At 70.5% G+C, this 18451-nt stretch carries 20 protein-coding genes; 6 read left to right on the top strand and 14 right to left on the bottom strand.

The window, feature by feature from the left end; translation table 11 throughout:
• Positions 1-32: 32 nt before the first annotated feature.
• A complete protein-coding gene (locus ACFVYA_RS34980; protein ID WP_387051131.1) occupies positions 33-296 on the bottom strand; it encodes a hypothetical protein in 264 nt (87 codons plus the stop codon).
• Positions 297-329: 33 nt separating this feature from the next.
• Between ACFVYA_RS34980 and ACFVYA_RS34985 the strand changes: the two genes are divergently transcribed.
• Positions 330-740, top strand: coding sequence for a transposase (locus ACFVYA_RS34985; RefSeq protein WP_387051133.1), 411 nt, complete (start codon positions 330-332; stop codon positions 738-740).
• Between the two features lie 386 nt (positions 741-1126).
• Positions 1127-1504, top strand: coding sequence for an integrase core domain-containing protein (locus ACFVYA_RS34990; protein WP_387051134.1), 378 nt, complete (start codon positions 1127-1129; stop codon positions 1502-1504).
• Between the two features lie 147 nt (positions 1505-1651).
• On the opposite strand, the gene ACFVYA_RS34995 is transcribed toward ACFVYA_RS34990, so the two are convergent.
• The 4 genes from ACFVYA_RS34995 to ACFVYA_RS35010 are packed head-to-tail and all read right to left on the bottom strand — an operon-like array spanning position 1652 to position 4516.
• Positions 1652-2197, bottom strand: a complete 546-nt coding sequence (locus tag ACFVYA_RS34995; RefSeq protein WP_387051136.1) for a nuclear transport factor 2 family protein — start codon at positions 2195-2197, stop codon at positions 1652-1654.
• Positions 2194-2391, bottom strand: a complete 198-nt coding sequence (locus tag ACFVYA_RS35000) for a ferredoxin (protein ID WP_285992952.1) — start codon at positions 2389-2391, stop codon at positions 2194-2196. Before ACFVYA_RS35000 ends, ACFVYA_RS34995 begins: the two co-directional genes overlap by 4 nt.
• A complete protein-coding gene (locus ACFVYA_RS35005; RefSeq protein ID WP_387051138.1) occupies positions 2388-3737 on the bottom strand; it encodes a cytochrome P450 in 1350 nt (449 codons plus the stop codon). Before ACFVYA_RS35005 ends, ACFVYA_RS35000 begins: the two co-directional genes overlap by 4 nt.
• Positions 3737-4516: an SDR family oxidoreductase gene (locus tag ACFVYA_RS35010; RefSeq protein WP_285992950.1), complete on the bottom strand. Its 780-nt coding sequence runs from the start codon at positions 4514-4516 to the stop codon at positions 3737-3739. Before ACFVYA_RS35010 ends, ACFVYA_RS35005 begins: the two co-directional genes overlap by 1 nt.
• A gap of 65 nt (positions 4517-4581) precedes the next feature.
• On the opposite strand from ACFVYA_RS35010, the gene ACFVYA_RS35015 reads away from it, so the two are divergent.
• On the top strand, positions 4582-5823 hold the full coding sequence (locus ACFVYA_RS35015; RefSeq protein ID WP_387051139.1) for a hypothetical protein: 1242 nt from the start codon (positions 4582-4584) through the stop codon (positions 5821-5823).
• On the opposite strand, the gene ACFVYA_RS35020 is transcribed toward ACFVYA_RS35015, so the two are convergent.
• Entirely contained in the window at positions 5820-6416 is a 597-nt protein-coding gene (locus ACFVYA_RS35020; protein WP_387051140.1) for a TetR/AcrR family transcriptional regulator, read from the bottom strand. The two genes, ACFVYA_RS35015 and ACFVYA_RS35020, sit on opposite strands and share 4 nt — an antisense overlap.
• 51 nt (positions 6417-6467) lie before the next feature.
• Positions 6468-7325: an NAD(P)-dependent oxidoreductase gene (locus ACFVYA_RS35025; protein WP_387051142.1), complete on the bottom strand. Its 858-nt coding sequence runs from the start codon at positions 7323-7325 to the stop codon at positions 6468-6470.
• Between the two features lie 113 nt (positions 7326-7438).
• On the opposite strand from ACFVYA_RS35025, the gene ACFVYA_RS35030 reads away from it, so the two are divergent.
• Positions 7439-8626 (top strand): cytochrome P450, encoded by a 1188-nt coding sequence (locus ACFVYA_RS35030; protein WP_387051143.1) that lies wholly within the window; start codon positions 7439-7441, stop codon positions 8624-8626.
• On the opposite strand, the gene ACFVYA_RS35035 is transcribed toward ACFVYA_RS35030, so the two are convergent.
• The 7 genes from ACFVYA_RS35035 to ACFVYA_RS35065 form a co-directional block, all read right to left on the bottom strand.
• Complete coding sequence (locus ACFVYA_RS35035) at positions 8573-8986, bottom strand: carboxymuconolactone decarboxylase family protein (protein ID WP_387051144.1); 414 nt, start codon at positions 8984-8986, stop codon at positions 8573-8575. The two genes, ACFVYA_RS35030 and ACFVYA_RS35035, sit on opposite strands and share 54 nt — an antisense overlap.
• Positions 8983-9723 (bottom strand): SDR family oxidoreductase, encoded by a 741-nt coding sequence (locus ACFVYA_RS35040; RefSeq protein WP_387051146.1) that lies wholly within the window; start codon positions 9721-9723, stop codon positions 8983-8985. Before ACFVYA_RS35040 ends, ACFVYA_RS35035 begins: the two co-directional genes overlap by 4 nt.
• Positions 9724-9733: 10 nt before the next feature.
• On the bottom strand, positions 9734-11206 hold the full coding sequence (locus ACFVYA_RS35045; RefSeq protein ID WP_387051147.1) for an aldehyde dehydrogenase: 1473 nt from the start codon (positions 11204-11206) through the stop codon (positions 9734-9736).
• A 75-nt stretch (positions 11207-11281) separates the two neighbouring features.
• Entirely contained in the window at positions 11282-12796 is a 1515-nt protein-coding gene (locus tag ACFVYA_RS35050) for an APC family permease (protein WP_387051148.1), read from the bottom strand.
• 17 nt (positions 12797-12813) lie between these two features.
• Positions 12814-13473 (bottom strand): GPP34 family phosphoprotein, encoded by a 660-nt coding sequence (locus ACFVYA_RS35055; RefSeq protein WP_387051149.1) that lies wholly within the window; start codon positions 13471-13473, stop codon positions 12814-12816.
• The gene (locus ACFVYA_RS35060; RefSeq protein WP_387051151.1) at positions 13470-14369 is read right to left on the bottom strand and encodes an intradiol ring-cleavage dioxygenase; all 900 of its coding nucleotides are present in this window, start codon (positions 14367-14369) and stop codon (positions 13470-13472) included. Before ACFVYA_RS35060 ends, ACFVYA_RS35055 begins: the two co-directional genes overlap by 4 nt.
• Positions 14370-14442: 73 nt before the next feature.
• Positions 14443-15513 carry a maleylacetate reductase gene (locus ACFVYA_RS35065; protein WP_387051153.1) on the bottom strand — a complete coding sequence of 357 codons (1071 nt, stop codon included), beginning with the start codon at positions 15511-15513 and terminating at the stop codon, positions 14443-14445.
• A 192-nt stretch (positions 15514-15705) separates the two neighbouring features.
• On the opposite strand from ACFVYA_RS35065, the gene ACFVYA_RS35070 reads away from it, so the two are divergent.
• The gene (locus ACFVYA_RS35070; RefSeq protein WP_387051155.1) at positions 15706-16974 is read left to right on the top strand and encodes a flavin monoamine oxidase family protein; all 1269 of its coding nucleotides are present in this window, start codon (positions 15706-15708) and stop codon (positions 16972-16974) included.
• A 29-nt stretch (positions 16975-17003) separates the two neighbouring features.
• Complete coding sequence (locus tag ACFVYA_RS35075; RefSeq protein ID WP_387051157.1) at positions 17004-18434, top strand: APC family permease; 1431 nt, start codon at positions 17004-17006, stop codon at positions 18432-18434.
• Positions 18435-18451: the final 17 nt, after the last annotated feature.

An 18451-nucleotide genomic window follows, 5' to 3' on the forward strand; every position in this document is an offset into this window, starting at 1 on the left:
GCCGACCCGATGTGGATAGGTCCACTTCGCGGCTACCAGTCGACGGTGCCAGCGCAGGAGCGTGCCAGGGGTAACCAGCGGTGTGTCCGCAGTCCCTTGGGCAGCAGCCGGACCAGCCCGGCGAACACAGCCCGGTCGGCCCAGTCCAGGCGAGGTTTCGGGTTGCTTCTGCGCAGCACGGCGACCTCGTGGCGTAGCACCAGCAACTCGACGTCCTTGGACGCCGACGAGCGGCCGAACAACACCAGCAGGCCCACTAGCCGGAGGAAGATCAGATAGAGCAGACGCAGCGCCATGGCTGGCGATCTTGCCCTGCCCGTCTAATACGCTTGTCGCCGCAGGTCAGCTGCGCGGACTGGCTTCTGGAACCCCACAGGTCCATCGCCGACCATATGTGCACCGAATTGGTCACCGACGCCCTTGGCGTGGCCATCCTGCGTCGCCAGCCAGAAAATGACACCACCATTCTACATTACGACCACGGCTCGCAATATACCTCGTGGGCATTCGGGCAACTCCTCCGCAATGCCGGACTGCTCGCGTCCATGGGCACAGTCGGCGACTGTTACGACAATGCCATGATGGAATCGTTCTGGGGAACCCTCCATCTTGAACTTCTCGACTCGAGAACCTGGAAAACCCGAGACGAACTTGCCAATGAAATATTCGAATGGATAGAGCGCTGTTACAACCCGAAACGGAGACGCTCAAAGATCGGGATGCGCAGCCCCCACGTTTGAGGCCCTCGACCAGCGCCACCAGACCCGGCACCCTGACCCCACACCCGCCGTGTCCGGCGAACGGGGAAAGCTCATCGGCGCTCTGCGGCTGCCGCCGCCGCTCCTGAACCGAATGAACGCCGAAATCGAAGCTGTCGACACCGAACTTGGTATGCCGCGCTCTGCAAGCAGTCCGCGGCTGGCCGCCTCGTCTCCCTGCTCAAGTCGGCCGGTGTCCTGGCCACGAGCGGGAGTGGGCTGGTGACCTCACTGATCGCGCTGGCCAACTCTTTCGGTGGGCTCGGCGAGCCGATCGGTCGACTGCTCGTTCCTGACGGAGCGCCGACCGGACAGCTGTGTTCACCCTGGAGCGCAGTACGAGCTCTGACTCGTCAATGTTGCACCTGGTGCTGACGAGGCTGCGTGATGTGACCGGCAGCCACCGCGGCAGTTGCCCGCCGGGCTGTGGGATTTCCGGCGACGTTGCGCAGGTGAGGTTCCTCATCCGCGACCGCGATGCCAAGTACCCCGCGTTGATCGATGAGATCCTCCGCGACTCCAAGATCACCACTGTGCGCACCGGTGTCCGGATGCCACGGATGAACGCGATCATGGAACGCCGGGTGAAGACGCTGCGGGCCGAATTGCTGGACCGCACGTTGATCTGGAACGAGACTCACCTCCGGCATGCGCTTGGTGAGTACGAGCGGCACTACAACCAGCATCGAACCCACCGGTCGCTGGCCGCCGCGGCGCCCCCTGCGAGCCCGGCCCCCGGCCCTTGAACCCGAGGGGATCGAACGCCTCGTGATACGCGGCAGGACCGACTCGGCGGAGTCCTCCATGAGTACAGACATGCCGTTTGACCTGCGCGGACGTGATTTTTCGGCACGCACACGGTTGCCACGCAGCGAAATCGGTGCCCGCCCGCGTCACCAGATCCCGATCGGGGATTCGCCGCGGCGGTAGTGCCCGGGTTGGGGCTGGGCCGCCCGCGCCATGCGTGCCTTCAAGCCGTCGGACAGCTTGCCCGCTTCGAGCATCTCCATGAACAGGGCCGCCGCGTTGCCGAGGTCGAAGAAGTCGCGTTGCCAGGACCACTGCCACTCACCGGCGTAGCGGAACCAGCTTCCGCCGATGCCGGCGACCTCGTACCGGGAGCCGTCGGGGCGCCGCGCGTCGGCCGTCTGCTTCCAGAAACCGACGACCTCGCCGGCCCGGTCGTCGACGAGCACCTTCTGGTACGGGTACGTCCAGCCGTCCAAGCCGGACATCTCGGTGCCCAGGGCGTGGTCGCGGATTTCCTCCCGGCCAACGGCGATGAACACCTCTTCGGGGCCGTGGTGCCAGCCGTAGGTCGCGTCCACTGTGTACATCGCGGCGAGCGGTCGCCAGTCGCCGGTCTTCTCGCAGCGTTCGTTGGATTCGAGCCAGCGGCGGACCATTTCGTCCAGCTCTTCACGCGGGAAAGCGGTCACGACGGCTCCTCCAGGATCAGCGCTTGGGTCGGGCAGCTCCGCACGGCGTTCTCGACCTTGACGCGCAGTGCGGCCGGCGGCGACTCGTCGAGGATGATCACCGTGCCCCGCTTGGGCACCTCGAACACCTCGGGTGCCTCCAGCTGGCACATGGCGTGTCCCTGACACAGGTCGAGCTCGGCTTTGATCCTCATGACGTGCGCCTGCGGTAGCGGACCCGGCAGGGCTGGGCGAGCTGGACGACCATCTTGGAGTGGTCGTTGCGGTAGGTGTCCGGCGGCTGCGCCGGTTCGAAGGCGAAGTCGCGCAACAGCACCGAGAAGATGGCTTTGAGCTGCATCATGGCGAACGCCGCGCCGACGCAGCGGTGCCGGCCCGCGCCGAAGGGGATCCACGTCCACCGGTTGAGCAGGTCCTCCTGACGCGGCTCGGCGTAGCGTGCCGGGCGGAAGGCGTCGGGGTCGGGGAAGTCCTCCGGGATGCGGTTGGAGATCGCGGGCGTCGCGCCGACGTAATCGCCCGGCCGGATCGAGTGGCCGCATACCGTGAAACCGGTGCTCGCCAGGCGCAGCAGGAGGATCAGCGGCGGATGCAGGCGCAGGGCCTCCTTGATCGCCGCCTCCAGCCGGGGGATTTCCCGCAGGGCCTGGAAATCGACCGGTGATCCGCCGTCGTGGAGCCGGTCCAGCTCGGCGAGCACGCCGGCCAGCGCGTCCGGGTGACGCAGCAGCTCGATGAGTGTCCAGGCGGCGGTGCCGGAGCTGGTGTGGTGCCCGGCGAACATCATCGAAATGAACATCCCGGTGATTTCGTCGGCGGAGAACCGCAGGTTTCCCTCGTCGTCCCGGACCGACATCAGCACATCGAGCAGGTCGCGCTCGTCGCGGGTGGGCGGCGGGCCTTCGGCTCGTCCGGTCATGATGCTTTGCACCAGGTCGACCAGCCCCGCGCGGGCCTTGTCGCGGCGCCGGAAACTCTCGATGGGGGCGTACGGGTCGACGTACGCGAGCGCGTCCGTGCCGCGTTCCAGCTCGTGGTAGAGCCGGGCGAACCGGCCGTCGAGCTGGTTGCGGAACTTCGTGCCGATCAGGCAGGCGGAGGAGGTGTAGATGGTCAGCTCGGCGAAGAACTCGAGCAGGTCGATCTCGCCCGCCTCGCCCCAATCGGCGACCATGCGGTCGATTTCGCGCGAGATGGTCGCGGCGTGGAGCTTCATGTGCTCGCCGCGCAACGCCTGGTTGTGCAGCATCTCCCGGCGCCGCTCGGGGGAGACGTCGAACACCACGCCGTCGCCGAAGATCGGCTTCATGAACGGGTAGGCCTCGCCCTGGTTCAGCTCGTCGTCGCCGGCGCGGAAGAAGAACTCGTTGGCTTCGGCGCCGGACAGCAGCACCACCCGACGGCCGGCCAGATCGAACGCCCCGACGTCGCCGCACTCCTCGCGGACCCGCCGCATGAGCCCGATGGGGTCGGCTCGCAGTTCCTCGAGGTGCCCATGTTCGGCGTCGCCGCCGGACACCAGCCTTGGGTCGAGCGCCATCACGGCTCCCGCAGCGGTGCCTCGGGCTGTGCTTCGACCAGGGTCAGATGGACGCCGCGGGGTGCGGACACGACCGTCGTCACCGCGGCGGCGATGTCCGAGGCGCGCAGGAAGTACGCGTGGCGCGCGAAACCCCACTGCTTCCACTCTTCGAGCATGGTGAGGGTCGCCTGCTGGTCCCAGCCTTCGGCCAGGCTGGACACGGTCGGGCCGGGGCGGACGATCGAGGCTCGCACACCGGTGCCTTCGAGTTCCATGCGCATCGCGTGGGCCATCGCCTCCAGCCCGGCCTTGGCCGGGACGTAGGCGCCCATGCCAGGACGCGGCGCGGGAACGACGTCCGAGCCGATGAACACGACGTCGCCGCGGCGGCGGGCGACCATGTCCGGCACGACGGCCGACACCAGCCGGTGCGCTCCGATCAGGTTGACGCCGACCTGTTCGGCGAAGGTTTCGCTGTCCTGCTCGTGGATCGGCGAGGGCTCGAGGCCGCCGGCCGCGGACACGAGGATCTCGATCGGCCCGATCGCCTCGGTCGCCGCGGCCGCGAACTTGCGGACCGATTCGCCGTCGCCGACGTCCAGTTCCAGCGCGACGGCCGCGCCGCCCGCGGCGCGGATCTGTTCGGCGATCTCCTCGGACTTCTCGACCCGGCGGGCGCCCAGCGCGACCGGGTGTCCTGCCTCGGCGAGCGCGACGGCCGTGGCGGCGCCGATGCCGGAGGACGCGCCGGTGACGATCGACGGCCGCTTCTCCGGATTAAGGGCGAATCGTGGCATGACGCCGGCCCGTTCCTGTGCTAGACATGTGTCCAGACGGTAGTACGGGCAGGAGGGCATGACAAGTGCCGAGCAGGTTCGTGACGCTGCGCCGGGGAGAACTCGCCGCCCTTCTGCCCGAGCTCCTGCTGGCGGGTCAGCTGATCGACCGGTCGGCGATGGCCTGGTGCATCGGTGCGTTCGGCCGCGAGGGGATGACGCGGATCGCGATCGAGGAGTGGATGGCCGCGAGCCCGGTCTACACCCGCCGGATGCAGCGTGCCCTGCGGTACGAGGGCACCGACGTCGTCACGATCTTCAAGGGGCTGCAGCTCGACATCGGCGCGCCGCCGCAGTTCATGGACTTCCGCTTCACCGTGCACGACCGGTGGCACGGCGAGTTCCGGCTCGACCACTGCGGTGCGCTGATGGACGTCGAGCCGCTCGGGGATGACTACGTGAGGGCGATGTGCCACGACATCGAGGACCCGACGTTCGACGCGACGGCGGTCGCGACCAACGCGAAAGCGCGCGTCCGGCCGATCCACCGGCCGCCCCGGCGGCCCGCCGATCGGCACCCGTGCTGCGCGTGGACCGTCGTCATCGACGACGCGCACCCGGCGGTCACCGAATCGGCAGGGTGCCGGCGGCTCCGGAAGACCCGGGCGGCCGCGCTCGAGTTGGATCCGATCGACCCGGGCGACGACGGCGCGGCGGACTACGCGGGCCCGTTGCGCAGCGACATCGACTTCGCCGCGTTCTCGAAGTCGGCGCTCGTGCGGCTGGCCGACGAGGTCTGCCTGCAGATGCACCTGCTCAACCTCGGTTTCGTCCACGCCGTCCACGACCGCGCCGACCCCGAGCAGGCGCACGCGATCTGCCGCAGGCAGCTGATCGGCATCGCCGGGCTCTCGGCCGGGCGCCTGCACCGGTCACTCGGGCTGCCCGGCGGGGTCGAGGGTGCACTGCGGCTGCTCGAACTGCACCCGCTGCTCAATCCGGCGGTCTACGTGCGGGCGACGGTCGGGGACACCGTGACCGTGGCGGCTTCGCCCGCGCACGACGACGGCGCGTGGATTTCGCTGTGCGGACCGCACGAGACCGGGCCGTTGCGGGCGATCGTGCGTGCGGTGGATCCTCACCTGGATGTCGAGGTCGAAGGCACCGCGGTCGAGTGGACCGCGCGGCTGGTGTGGCGCGACGAGCCGGCGAAGGAGTTCGACGAGGTCGCTGTGACGAGGATCAGCACCGGGGCGTCGTTCGAGTTCCGGCCACGCCGGTCGATCCCGATCACCCCCGTGCGACCGTCAGGACACACGGGCAGCTAGCCGCTACGGCGTTTCGGGTCTTTCGTGCGGGGGCGGGTGTCGGCGAGCAGGAGTTCCGTCATCTTGCCGAGGCGGCGGGGGAGGTCCTCGAACGTCATGTAGCCCGTGCCCGCCAGCACCAGCGCTCCGACGAACGCCATCGACAGCGTCTCGCGGGCCGCTGCGGACATCGGGCCGACCGCGTCGCCGACGCGGCGCAGCAGCTCGCTGCCGATCTGGTCGCGCAGCCGGCGGACCTCCGGATCGTCGGTGAGCAGGGCCGTGGTGCACGCGCGGCTGAGTGCGGGCTCCTTGGTGAACAGCTCGGTGATACCCCGCACTGCCTCGGCGAGCGAAGCCGAGGGGGACCGGCGCGGCCGGTCCGGGGGCACCGGGAGGTCCTGGACCTGCTGCCAGAGGATCGCGCAGACCAGGTGCTCCTTGGACGAGAAGTACGTGTAGGCCGTCGCCGGGGAGACGTCGGCGCGCTTGGCCACCGACCGGACCGTGACGTCGCCGTACGGGACGGCGCGGACTTCCTCCAGCGAGGCCGCGATCAACCGCTGGACCGTGTCGGCCCGGCGCCCGTCGACGATGCGGCGTACCGGCTCCATCACGCTGTCCTGCTCTCGATCATCCCGCCATGATAACCGTCCGGACAGGCGTCAAGCGGCACCCTCGGGTGCGACACCCAGGCCGGCGGCGAGCCGGTCCAGCGCCAGCCGTGCGAGCGGTGTGTCCACGTCGAGCTCGGCTCCGAGTTCGATCGCCAAGGCGAGGTCCTTGTGGCCCAGGTCCCGCACGTGCGAAAAGATCGGGTACCAGCCTTCGTCCGGGGTGATCCGGGCGGTGGTGCCACGCACCATGATCGCGCCCGGGCCGCCGGTGACGGCGTCGGAGTGCCGCACCACCTTGCCCAGCTCCACCAGGTCGAGCCCGGCCGCCTCGGCCAGGCGCTGGGCCTCCGCCGCCGCGGCGAAAGACACGAAGTGCAGCAGGTTGCGCGCCAGCTTCGCGCGGGTCCCGGCGCCGGGTGGGCCCGCGTGCATGGTGTGGCCCGCCCAGTGCGCGAACACGTCGCGGCAGCGCTCGAACGCCTTCTCGCCGGCGCCGACCATGACCGCGAGGTCGCCCTTCGCCGCGCCGGGCGCACCGCCGGAGACCGGCGCGTCCACGATTTCGATGCCGCGCGGCCGGTACGTTTCGGCGAGCCGGGTGGCGGTGGCGGCGGCAATCGTGGAATGGATGGCGACGACGGTGCCGGGCGTGGCGGTCTCCAGGATGCCTGCCGGTCCCGAAAGGACCTCCTCGACCTGGGCGTCGTCGCGGACCATCAGCGAAATCACCCCGGCGGACGCGGCCACCTCGCGGGGACTGTCCGCCGTCCGGGCGCCGGCCTCACGGAACGGCTCGAGTGCTTCCGGCCGTACGTCGTGGACGATCAAGCCCCCTGGCCAGTCCAGCAGCCGCCGTGCCATCGGCGCGCCCATCCGGCCGAGGCCGACGAATCCCACGGGCTTCATCGCGGCAGCTCCCTCACCTCTGATGGACAGCTGTCCGGACTCTAGTTCACCCGGTGCGGGCGGTCAACGACCGTGGTTGCTCCGGCTGCACCGAAAGAGTAGTGTCTGGACACGTGTCCAGTGACTTCGACCCGTACGACTACGGCTTCCACGAGGACCCGTACCCCACCTACGCTTGGCTGCGCGAGCATGCGCCGCTCTACCGCAACGAGAAGCTGGATTTCTGGGCGCTGTCCCGGTATTCCGACGTCGTCGCGGGATTTCGGGACAGCGTGAGGCTGTCCAGTGCGAACGGGGTGTCACTGGATCCCCTGGCGTACGGGCCGCACGCGCACCGCGTGATGTCCTTCCTGGCCATGGACGAGCCGCGGCACCTGCGAATGCGTTCCCTGGTGTCGCGGGGTTTCACACCACGCCGGGTGCAGCAGCTGGAAGGGCGGGTCGAGGAGCTGACGCGGCAGCACCTCGACGCGGTACTGGACAAGGGGGAGTTCGACTTCGTCGGCGAGTACGCGGGCAAGTTGCCGATGGACGTGATCTCCGAGCTGCTCGGGGTGCCCGCGGCTGACCGGGACCGGCTGCGCGCACTGGCCGACACCGTGATGCACCGCGCGGAAGGCGTGCTGGACGTACCCCCTTCGGCCGTCGAGGCGTCCCTGGAACTGGCGAAGTACTACGCGGAGATGGTCGCCTTGCGGCGGGAGCGGCCCGAGGATGACCTGGTTTCGGCGTTGCTGGACGCGGAGATCGACGGGGAGCGGCTCACGGCCGAGGACGTCATCGGCTTCCTGTTCCTGATGGTCGTCGCGGGTAACGAGACCACCACCAAGCTGCTCGGGAACGCGCTGTACTGGGCGTGGCGCAACCCCGGCGAGCTCCGCCGGGTGCTCGACGACCCGTCCTTGGTCCCGTCGTGGATCGAAGAGACCCTCCGGTACGACACGTCGAGCCAGATCATCGTCCGCACCGCGGCCACCGACCTGGACTACCACGGGGGAACGGTCCCCGCCGGCGCCCGCGTGCTGCTGCTGATCGGCTCGGCCAACCGGGACGAGGACGCTTTCCCCGACGGGGATTCCTTCCGCATCGGCCGCGAACCGGAGAACCGGGTCGCCAGTTTCGGCGCGGGCGCCCACTTCTGTCTCGGAGCCTCGCTCGCGCGGCTGGAGGCGCGGGTCGCGCTCACGGAGATCGTCACCCGGATCTCGGGCTGCGAAGTCGACGAGGCCGCTGCCGAGCGCGTGCACTCAACGAACGTCCGGGGCTTCGCCATGCTGCCCGTCCGGCTGACCCTCCGCTGAGCCGGCCGCCTTTTCGTGCTTCGCGACGACCTTGTCGACCGTCGTGGACAGCCTGGTGCCCAGAGGCCAGCCGACGTAGTGGGTGAGGAACACCGCCGCTTCGCGCAGCTGCGCCGCGTCGAGTTCCTCGTTCTGCAGAGCCGCCTTCACCTGGATCGCGGCGATGTCCTCGAGACCGAGCGCGGCGATCACCCCCAGCAGGAGCAGCCGCCGGTCCCGGAGGGAGAGCCCCGGCCGCGTCCAGATCTCGGCGAAGAGGTGGTCCACGGTCACTGCGAAGAACTCGCCGGGCATGTCCGGCATTTCCCAGCCGTAGACCTCGCGCATCATCTCGAGGCCGCGCTTGCGCTTGTCGTTCATCGCATGACCTGCCCGCCGTCGACGTTGAAGATCTGGCCCGTGATCCACCCGGCTTCCCCGGACAGCAGGAACAGGCACATGCCGACGAGGTCGTCCGGGGTGCCCATGCGCTTGATCGGCAGTCGCTCCACCATCTGCGCGACGATCGCGGCGGGGGTGACGGTGCGCGTGGCCTCGGTGTCGGTCGGGCCGGGTGCGATGGCGTTGACGCGGATCCCGGAGCCGCCGAGTTCGGTCGCGAGCTGCTGGGTGAGGCTGTTGACCCCGGCCTTGGCCACGCCGTAGAACGACGAGTAGGTCCAGGCCGCGGTGGAGGACTGGTTGACGATCGCGCCGCCGCCGCGCTTGCGCATGTGCGGCACGACGGCGCGGGTGCACAGCAGCGCGCCGTCGAAGTTCACCGCCATGAACTTCCGGTAGTAGTCCCAGTCGACGGCCAGGAGGAGGTTGAGCTTCATCCCGCCGTAGATGGCGGCGTTGTTGACCAGGAAGTCGATGCCCCCGAACCGGTCCACTGTGGAATCGGCCATCGCCTGCACCGAATCCGGTTCCGAGACGTCGACCTTGACGCACACCGCCGTGCCGCCGATCTGCGCGGCCACCTGCTCGCCGAGGCCGGCGTTCAGGTCCGCCACGACCACGTTCGCGCCTTCACCGGCGAGCGCGCGGGCGTAGGCCTCGCCGATGCCCTGCGCGGCACCGGTGACGATGGCGGTCTTTCCGTCGAAACGTCCCATGGGTTCTCCTCTACGCGGGCTCGGCGACGACCTTGGTTTCCAGGTATTCCTCGAAACCGGCCACGCCCATTTCGCGGCCGATCCCGGACTGCTTGTAGCCGCCGAAGGGCACGTCGGCGGAGTACCAGACCGCGCCGTTGACGCTGAGCGTGCCGGTCCGGATGCGGGCGGCCACGGCCCTTGCCCGGTCCGGGTCGGCCCCGTGGACGGCGCCGGAGAGGCCGTAGGGCGAGTCGTTGGCGATCCGGACCGCGTCGTTGTCGCCATCGTGCGGCAGGACGACCAGCACCGGGCCGAAGATCTCTTCCCGCGCCACCCGTGCCTCGTTCGTCAGGCCCGCGATGAGGGTCGGTTCGACGTAGAAACCCTTCGTTTGCGGGCGGCCGCCACCGCAGACGATCTTGCCGCCCTCGTCCGCCGCGGTCGCGAGATAGGCCTCCACTCGGTCGCGCTGGCGGGCCGAGATCAGCGGCCCGCAGATCGTCCGGCGGTCGGCCGGATCGCCGCAGCGGATCCGGCTCATCGCCGCGGCGGCGGCCTCCACCGCTTCGTCGTACCGGGCGCGCGGCACCAGCAGGCGGCTGGTGAGCGCGCAGCCCTGGCCGGCGTGTGTGCACACCATGAACGCGGCCATCCCGCACGCGGCCGCGAGATCGGCGTCGTCGAGCACGACACAGGCGGACTTCCCGCCCAGTTCCAGGAAAACCTTCTTCAACGTCCCGGCGGCCGCGGCCATCACCGACCGCCCGGTCGCGGTCGAGCCGGTGAACGAGACGAGGTCGATCCGGGCGTCTTCGACGAGCCGGGCGCCGATGCCGTGGTCAGCGGAGGTGACGACATTGACCACGCCGGGCGGGATGTCGGTCTCTTCGGCGATGAGCGCGCCGACGGCGGCGGCGCACCAGGGAGTGTCGGGCGCGGGCTTGAGCACCACGGTGTTGCCCGCGGCGAGCGCCGGGCCGAGCTTGGCGAACGTGATCTGGTGCGGGAAGTTCCACGGCGTGATCGCGGCGACGACACCGGCGGGCTCGGCGAAGAGCGTCCGCCGGCTTTGGATCCCCATGGGCGCGGCGACGCCCAGGTCGCGGCGCCAGGCGTACCCGTCGGCCAGGTCGGCGAACCACGTGAGGTGCTCGATCGGGATGTCGAGCTGCGGGCCGTGGGTGAGGGCGACCGGGACGCCCGCCTCGGCCACGGTCAGCTCGCGCAGCTCGTCCCTGTGCGCACGCAGGGCTTCGCCGAGCTGACGCAGGCACCGCGTCCGCCGGGCCGTGTCCCGGGCCCAGCCCGTCTCGTCGAACGCTCGCCGCGCGGCCCCGATCGCTTCGTCGAGATCGGTGCCGTCGGCGTTCGCCGCGCTCCCGAGCACCTCCTCGGTCGCCGGGTTCACGGTGGCGAACTCCCCATCCCGACCGGAACGGAGCGCGCCGTCGATGAGCAATTTCGCGGGCTCGTCCCGCCAGCGGGCAACCAGACTGGACATGTGTCCAGACGATAGTTTGCTGTACGGTCCAGCGCAAGGAGCGCGGAAGGAGTGATCGATGGCCATCACGCTGACCTACGAAGCCGGGGGCGTACTGGTCGCCGGTGGCACCGGCCGCACGGCGAGCTCGCGGCACTCCGCAGGAATGGTGACGGCCGCGTAGCTCGCGGTCTTTCGGCGTCGCAGCCACCACGCGCGAGCCGCGCCGCCCGCGAACACCACTGCGTAGGCGATGCGCAACGCTGCAGGCACCTCCGAGTCGGCCGGGACGCCGAGGAGGGAGTCCAGGCCCGCGGCGGCGGCGCCCGCCAGTCCGAAGAGGACCAGGGCGGAGACGGCTGCCGAGGTGGTGAGCCACCAACGGTCGCGGGCCCGCGCGAACAGCACCGTGGTGGCGAGTGCGGTGAGGGCGAGCAGGATGAGGATGCCGACGGAGGCCGCGCTTCCGCCGATGTAGAACAACGTCCGGGCCGGGTCGGCTCCGGACACCGAGACGACGACGATGGCGGCCAGCGCCAGCGCCGTCTGGGACACCGAGGCGAGGATCGGAGTGCCGTAGCTGCGGCTGGGCCGGCCGAACGCCGCGGGAGCGGCGTGGTGGCGGCCGAGGAAGTAGGCGTAGCGCGCGGTGGCGCCGTGGAAGGCGATGGCGCCGGCGACGAGGCTGGTTGCGGTGAGGACACTGAGGACGATCGCCGCGGTGTTACCGATGTTGGCCCGCGTCGTGGTGGCGAGCACGGCGCCCGGATCCGCTTGGGCCGTCGCGAGGAGTCCGCCGGGGCCGAGGGCGACGGTGAGGCCGGCGGAGCAGAAGAAGTACAACAGGGTCAGCGTCGTGATGACGGCGATGGTGGCGCGGGCGATGCTGCGGTGGCCGTGGCGTGCCTCGCGGGTGTACAGGATGGTCAGCTCGGTCCCGATGTAGCCGAGAACGCCCAGGGTGAGCTGGGCGACGGCGACCGGGAAGCCATCGGAGAACAGCTGCGGATCGAGCGCGGCCGGCTGGGGTCCGCCCGGCACCGGCCGGAGCCAGTTGCCGGCGGTCACGACGGCGATCATCAGGAGCTCGCCGACGACGAGGACGACCAACACGCGCGTGCTGGTCGCGATGTGGGCCAGCCCGAGCCCGCCGACGAGCAGCACGACCGGGACGGCGACGAGCTGCCACGGGACGTGGACGGCGAAGAGCCTGCTCAGCAGCGGGGTGACGGTGCCGCCGATCATGCCGTAGAGCCCGATGGGCAGGATCGCGTAGGAGAGGGTCGCGACCCAGCCGGCCCCGACGCCGGCGGGCCCGCCCAGGCCGCGGCCGATGATGCCGGCGAACCCACCGGCGTCCGCCGGGGAGAGGCGCCGCGCCGCCGAGAGGTGGCTCACCGAGAACACCGCGAACACGACGCCGATCAGCACGGTGACGACGGGGAAGCTGTTCTTCCCGGTGGCGGCGATGCCGCCGGGGATGACCCCGGCGACCACGGCGAGCGGGGTGACCGCGGCGATGACCCGAGCGGTGACGGCGCCGTCGGAGAGCTTCGAGGCGGCCAGCGCGGAGCTCAGCCGGGACACCGGGACGCGCGAAGTTGTGGGCATGGCTGCTCCGGGCACAGTCAGAAGTGGAGGGAAAGCCGCGTGAGGGACTCGTCGAGCGCGGCGAACAGCGTCGTCATGGTGGCCGGAAGCGGCGCGGCGGCGAGTCGCTCGACGGCGGGGGCCGGCAGGTCGAGGTCCCGGTCCGGCAGGAGCGCGGCGAGTGCCCGCCACAGGATGACTGCGGCCGGCGGCAGCGCCGGGCCGGTGGCCGCCGAGCCGAGGAAGTGGCGGGCCCAGGTGGTCGGCTGCAGCCCGGTCAGGGCGAACGCCGGCGTCCGCCGCGGCCAGCGGGCCGGCTCGCACCGGGCGGCGCCGGCTTCGACCAGGCGCCGCCAGACGAGCGTGGTCGCGCGGTGCTCGAGGGCCAGGTAGTCAAGCCATTTGCCGGTCGGGTGAGGGATCGGCTCGCGCTGCAGGTCCGCCAGGATCGCATCCATCGCGAGATCGGGGCCGGGGACGGCACCGCGGTGGTGGACGAGCCCGTCGCCGACGATCCGGATCCGGTCTGTCGCCACGAGTTCGGCCAGGAGCGCGCAGCCCAGGACCAGTGCGAGCCGGCCCGGGTCGTGGACCGAGGACCGGAACATGTCCCGTGTGTAGGTCGCCGTCAGGACGAGGTCGGCGATGTTCCGGGAACTGGTGTACTGAGTCAGCGGACGTCGCGGATCGGCCGTCACCGCGGCGATCTTCCGGTTTCCCCGGGAGCGAGCACGATGTCGAACCGCACGCGCGACCAGGTGCTCTCGACCTGCCTCCCGTCGGGCGTGGGAGTCCTGGGCTCCTGCTTCTCGAAGTCGCGGATCAGGGACGGCCGGACGCCGAAAACACTGTCGTGATCGAGGAGTTCGTCGCCGCGGACGAAGATGTGCGTGACCAGGGTGCGGTGGCCAGGGTGACTGACCATGAAATGCAAGTGGGACGCGCGCATCGGGGACCGGCCCGCCGCTTCGAGCAACCGGCCGACCGGGCCGTCGTGCGGGATCGGGTAGGGAGTCGGCGTGACGGCCCAGAAGCGGTAGCGGCCGTGCTCGTCGGTGTACAGGTGCGCGCGGCCGGCGGTCCTCCCGTCGTCGTACTGCACGTCGTACCGTCCGTCGGCGTCGGCCTCCCACACTTCGATCCGGGCGCCGGCCAGCGGCGTTCCGTCGGTGCCGGTGACGGTGCCTTCGACCCAGCACGGCTCGCCGGCGGCCGGGCCGGCGATGTCGCCGCCGAGGGGAATCCGCGGTGCGCCGTCCACGAAGAACGGGCCGAACACGGTGGCTTCGGTGGCTTCCCCGCGGGCCGGGTTGGCGACGGTGATCGTCTGCATGGACGCGCCGAGCACGTCGGAAAGCAGGATGAATTCCTGGCGTTCGTCGTCGGTGATTCGGCCGCAGCCGGTGAGGAATTCGATGGCCGCGGCCCATTCTTCTTCGGTGAGCCGGACCTCGCGGATGAACGCGTGCAGGTGCCGGACGAGCCCGGTCAGCAGTTCCCGCAACCGGGGATCGGGGCAGGTGCCAAACGAGCGCACCACGCGGTCGAGCAGTTCCTCTTCGCGGGCGTGCTGGGCGGTGCGGGTGGCCGGCACTGGTCCTCCTTGACCTCGTCACACTGGCGGTAGCGACGGTAGAAGGGGAGCCGGTGCGAGGAAATCGGTACTGTCACCCGTGCGCGTACGGGATTTCTTCAGTCCCGGCCCAGGCGGCCCGCAGCAGCGTGGTGAGGGTGCCGGCATCGAGTGGGGCGGGATTCCCCGGCGGGACAACGGAAAGCACCGCCTCGGCGGCGCGGCCGATGCCGGCTTCGGGCATGCCGTAGTCCCGCAGGGCGATCGGGGCCGCGAGTTCCGCGCGCAGCTTCGCGAGCCCGGCGATCGCCGATGGCGCGTTCAATGCGGCGGAGATGCGGTGCTCCGCGTCGGGGGCGGCGGGCGCGTTCAGCGCGAGGACGTGGGGGAGGACCACCGCGTGCGTCTCCGCGTGGGGTAGGCCGAACATGCCGCCGAGGACGTGGCAGATCTTGTGGTGCAGCCCGGAGCCCGCCGAGGCGAAGGCCACCGCGGACAGGTAGGCCCCGTAAAGGGCTTGTTCGCGGCCGGGCAGTCCGGCGGGATCGCCGGCCACGCGCCGGAGTCCCGCGCCGAGCGCGCGGATTCCTTCGCCGGCCAGTGCCGCGTTGACCGGATTCGCCCGGGGAGCCCACAGCGCGTCGACGCAGTGCGCCAGCGCGTTCAGCCCCGAAGTCATGGACAGGCCCACTGGCAGGGTGAGCGTCAGTGACGCGTCGTAGACCACCGTCCGGGGCAGCACGCGGGCGTCCGTCCCGGTGGTCTTGCGGTTCGCGTCGGTCAGGCCCCAGACGTCGGTCGCCTCGGAACCGGCGTAGGTGGTGGGGACCGCGATGATCGGCAGGCCGGTGGTGAGGGCGACGGCCTTCGCGAGCCCGGTGGTCGAGCCGCCGCCCACGGAGACGAGGGCGTCGACGTCGTGGCCGGCCGCCGTTTCGCGAGCCCGGTTGGCGACCGGCGCCGGGACGTGCTGGGCGACCTCGTGGTGCCACACCGCGACCGGCAGGGCTCCGGCGACGCGTCGCGCGAGGTCCTTTTCGGACTCGGCCGCGATCACCATGATCCGCGCATACCCGCGTTCGGTGGTTTCCGCGGCCAGCTGGGCCGCCGCTTCGCCGGAGGCGAACCGGATTCGTTGCGGCAGTGTGTCGTGGACGAAACGCATGGGTTGCTCCCGGCTCCTCGTGGTGACCGGGAAGCTACGCGGCAAACTATCCACTTGACAAGTTTGCCGGGAGCCTTCAGTCTCGTGAACACCGCTCGCCAGGCAGGCGCCGCGAAACCCTCGCCGGCGCAGTGCGCCTCAGCCGGACGCCTCCTCGAGGCGCATCCCGCTTCGCCACCACGAAGGCAAACCATGAACCATCGCAACGACGTGATCGTCATCGGCGCCGGCTTCGCCGGGCTGACCGCAGCCAGGGAACTGAGCCGGCAAGGCCGGTCCGTGCTGGTCCTGGAAGCGCGGGACCGGATCGGCGGCCGAACGTGGACCGACACCCGGTTCGGGCTACCCCTGGAACTGGGCGGCACGTGGGTGCATTGGACCCAACCGCACGTCTGGGCCGAAATCACCCGTTACGGCCTCGAAGTCACGCGGAGCCCGCTCCCGGAACGCGCGTATTGGCACGCCGCAGGACGCTCGCACGAAGGCACCCCGGACGAACTGCTCGCGCTGTTCGACCCGGGCATGACTGCCATGCTCGCCGACAGCCGGGAGTGGTTCGACCGTCCTTACGAGCCGTTCCTGCGTGCGGACTTCGACGCCCTCGACGGCGAATCCGTGCTCGACCGCATCGCCACCCTGAACCTGGCCGACGAGGAGCGGGAACTGCTCGAAGGCATGTGGGCCCTCAACTTCAACGCCCCGCCGGACACCGCGGGGCTGACCCAGGCGCTGCGCTGGTGCGCCGCGGCGTCGGGGAGCTGGCAGCTGCTCTTCGAGGCCTGCTCGACGGTCAAGTTCAAGCACGGCACTCGAAGCCTGGCCGAAGCGATGGCCGCCGACAGCGCGGCGGAAATCCGGTTCGGCGAGGTCGTGGCCGCGGTGACCCAGCACCCGGCAGGCGTGACCGTCACGACCGAACCGGGCGAAACCTTCGAGGCCGCCGACGTCGTGGTGACCCTCCCGCTCAACGTCCTCGGGAACATCCGGTTCGAGCCCGACGCCTTCGCCGGGATCACGAGCCAGGCGTCCCAGGGCCTGAAGACCTGGATCAGGGTGCGCGGCGACGTCGAACCGTTCCTCGCCTTCGGCGGCAAGGACCTCCCGCTCACCTACGCGCACAAGGAGTACGCCGTCGACGGTGACTCCGTCCTGGTCGCCTTCGGGCCCGAAGCCGCCCGGCTGCGTCCTGACGACGTCGACGGCGTGGCCAAGGCCCTCGGGATCTGGCGCCCGGACCTTGACGTCGTGGACGTCGTCGGCCACGACTGGGTCGCCGACCGCTTCTCCGGGGAGACGTGGCCGATGCTGCGCCCGGGCCAGCTCCGGCAGCTGCGGGCGCTCCGGCGGCCCCACGGCCGGGTCCACCTCGCCGGCTCCGACCACGCCACCGGCTGGGCCGGGTTCATCGACGGAGCCATCGAAACCGGGCTCACCACCGCACGCCGCCTCCTCGGCCCTTGACCCACTCCCGACCACCACCGGAGACCCCCATGCCGGACACACCCCGGACCAGTTTGAAGAAGGACGCCCTCGGCATTCCCAGCCTGTTGTTCTTCGTCCTCTCGGCCCAAGCGCCGTTGACCGGCGTCGTCGGCGCCGCCGGCCTCGCCATCGCGCTCGGCGACGGCGCCGGCGTGCCCGGCGCCTACCTGGTGGTCGGCCTGATCATCGTCGTGTTCGCCATCGGCTTCACGACCATCGCGCGCCACGTCGACACCCGCGGCGGGTTCTTCGCGATCATCCGCGCCGGCCTCGGCCGGCGGGCCGGGTCCGGTGGCTCGCTGCTCGCGCTGCTGTCCTACAACACGGTCCAGTGCGCGATGTACGGGCTCTTCGGCGTGAGCCTCTCCGGACTGGTCTCGCGGCAGCTCGGGGTGAGCACACCGTGGTGGCTGTGGGTCGGCCTGGCCATCGTGCTGGTCTGGTTCCTCGGCTCCCGCAAGATCGAGCTCGGCGCCCGGGTGCTCGCCGTGCTGGTCGCGTGCGAGGTGCTCCTCCTGGTCGTCTTCGCCGTCGCGGTCCTGGCGACGCGCGGTCTGTCGGCACTCGACGTCCCGGCCAGCTTCAGCCCGGCCGCCGTGCTGGCCGGTGCGCCCGGCATCGCGATCATGTTCGGGATCGCGTCGATGTTCGGCTTCGAGTCCACCGCGATCTACTCGGCCGAGGTCAAGGACGCCCGGCGGACCGTGCCGCGGGCCACCTACGTCGCCGTCGTGCTCATCGCGGCGTTCCTCGCCCTCGTGACGTGGATGCTCATCACCTACTACGGCGCCGCGCACGCCCAGGACGCCGCCTTGACCGCGCTAAGCAGCGATCCCGCGGTCTTCGCCCTCACCCCGCTCAACGACGTGCTCGGCACCTGGGCGGGGACGGCCGCGGACGCCCTCCTGTGCACGTCGCTGTTCGCCGGCATCCTCGCGTTCCACAACATGGTCACGCGGTACTTCCACGCCATGGCCGGCGGCGGGATCTTCCCCGCCCGTCTCGAACGGACGAACCGGCACCAGGCTCCCGCAGCCGCCTCGCTGACGCAGTCGCTGCTCGCCGCCGTGGCCGTCGCGCCGTTCGCGGCACTGGGCGTCAACCCGATCGCCACCCTGTTCAGCTGGTTCAGCGGGCTCGCAGTCGGCGCTCTCGTCGTCCTCTACACCCTGACTTCGATCGCGGTGGTGGCGTACTTCGGCCGGAACCCGGCCGGTGCGAACGTCTGGACCGGGCTCGTCGCGCCGGCGCTGGCCACGGTGCTCATGCTCGGCGTGCTGGTCTTCGTGGTGGGCAACTTCGGGGTCCTCACGGGCGGCAGCGCGCTCACTGTCTGGCTCCTGCTCGCCTCCGTGCCCGTCGTCTTCGTGCTCGGATGGACCGGCGCCCGGCGGGCGAAACCGGCCGTCGCCGCCGTCGAAGTCGCCGAAATCGCGTGAACACCCCCGAGGGAGAA

The sequence above is a fragment of the Amycolatopsis sp. NPDC058278 genome (genome assembly GCF_042881395.1).
Lineage (GTDB): Bacteria > Actinomycetota > Actinomycetes > Mycobacteriales > Pseudonocardiaceae > Amycolatopsis.

What these genes read in the sequence shown, in the direction of transcription:
- ACFVYA_RS34980 (WP_387051131.1), bottom strand. Translation starts at nt 296, where the DNA reads ATGGCGCTGCGTCTGCTCTATCTGATCTTCCTCCGGCTAGTGGGCCTG.
- ACFVYA_RS35000 (WP_285992952.1), bottom strand. Translation starts at nt 2,391, where the DNA reads ATGAGGATCAAAGCCGAGCTCGACCTGTGTCAGGGACACGCCATGTGC.
- ACFVYA_RS35005 (WP_387051138.1), bottom strand. Translation starts at nt 3,737, where the DNA reads ATGGCGCTCGACCCAAGGCTGGTGTCCGGCGGCGACGCCGAACATGGG.
- ACFVYA_RS35010 (WP_285992950.1), bottom strand. Translation starts at nt 4,516, where the DNA reads ATGCCACGATTCGCCCTTAATCCGGAGAAGCGGCCGTCGATCGTCACC.
- ACFVYA_RS35020 (WP_387051140.1), bottom strand. Translation starts at nt 6,416, where the DNA reads ATGGAGCCGGTACGCCGCATCGTCGACGGGCGCCGGGCCGACACGGTC.
- ACFVYA_RS35025 (WP_387051142.1), bottom strand. Translation starts at nt 7,325, where the DNA reads ATGAAGCCCGTGGGATTCGTCGGCCTCGGCCGGATGGGCGCGCCGATG.
- ACFVYA_RS35035 (WP_387051144.1), bottom strand. Translation starts at nt 8,986, where the DNA reads ATGAACGACAAGCGCAAGCGCGGCCTCGAGATGATGCGCGAGGTCTAC.
- ACFVYA_RS35040 (WP_387051146.1), bottom strand. Translation starts at nt 9,723, where the DNA reads ATGGGACGTTTCGACGGAAAGACCGCCATCGTCACCGGTGCCGCGCAG.
- ACFVYA_RS35045 (WP_387051147.1), bottom strand. Translation starts at nt 11,206, where the DNA reads ATGTCCAGTCTGGTTGCCCGCTGGCGGGACGAGCCCGCGAAATTGCTC.
- ACFVYA_RS35050 (WP_387051148.1), bottom strand. Translation starts at nt 12,796, where the DNA reads ATGCCCACAACTTCGCGCGTCCCGGTGTCCCGGCTGAGCTCCGCGCTG.
- ACFVYA_RS35065 (WP_387051153.1), bottom strand. Translation starts at nt 15,513, where the DNA reads ATGCGTTTCGTCCACGACACACTGCCGCAACGAATCCGGTTCGCCTCC.
- ACFVYA_RS35070 (WP_387051155.1), top strand. Translation starts at nt 15,706, where the DNA reads ATGAACCATCGCAACGACGTGATCGTCATCGGCGCCGGCTTCGCCGGG.
- ACFVYA_RS35075 (WP_387051157.1), top strand. Translation starts at nt 17,004, where the DNA reads ATGCCGGACACACCCCGGACCAGTTTGAAGAAGGACGCCCTCGGCATT.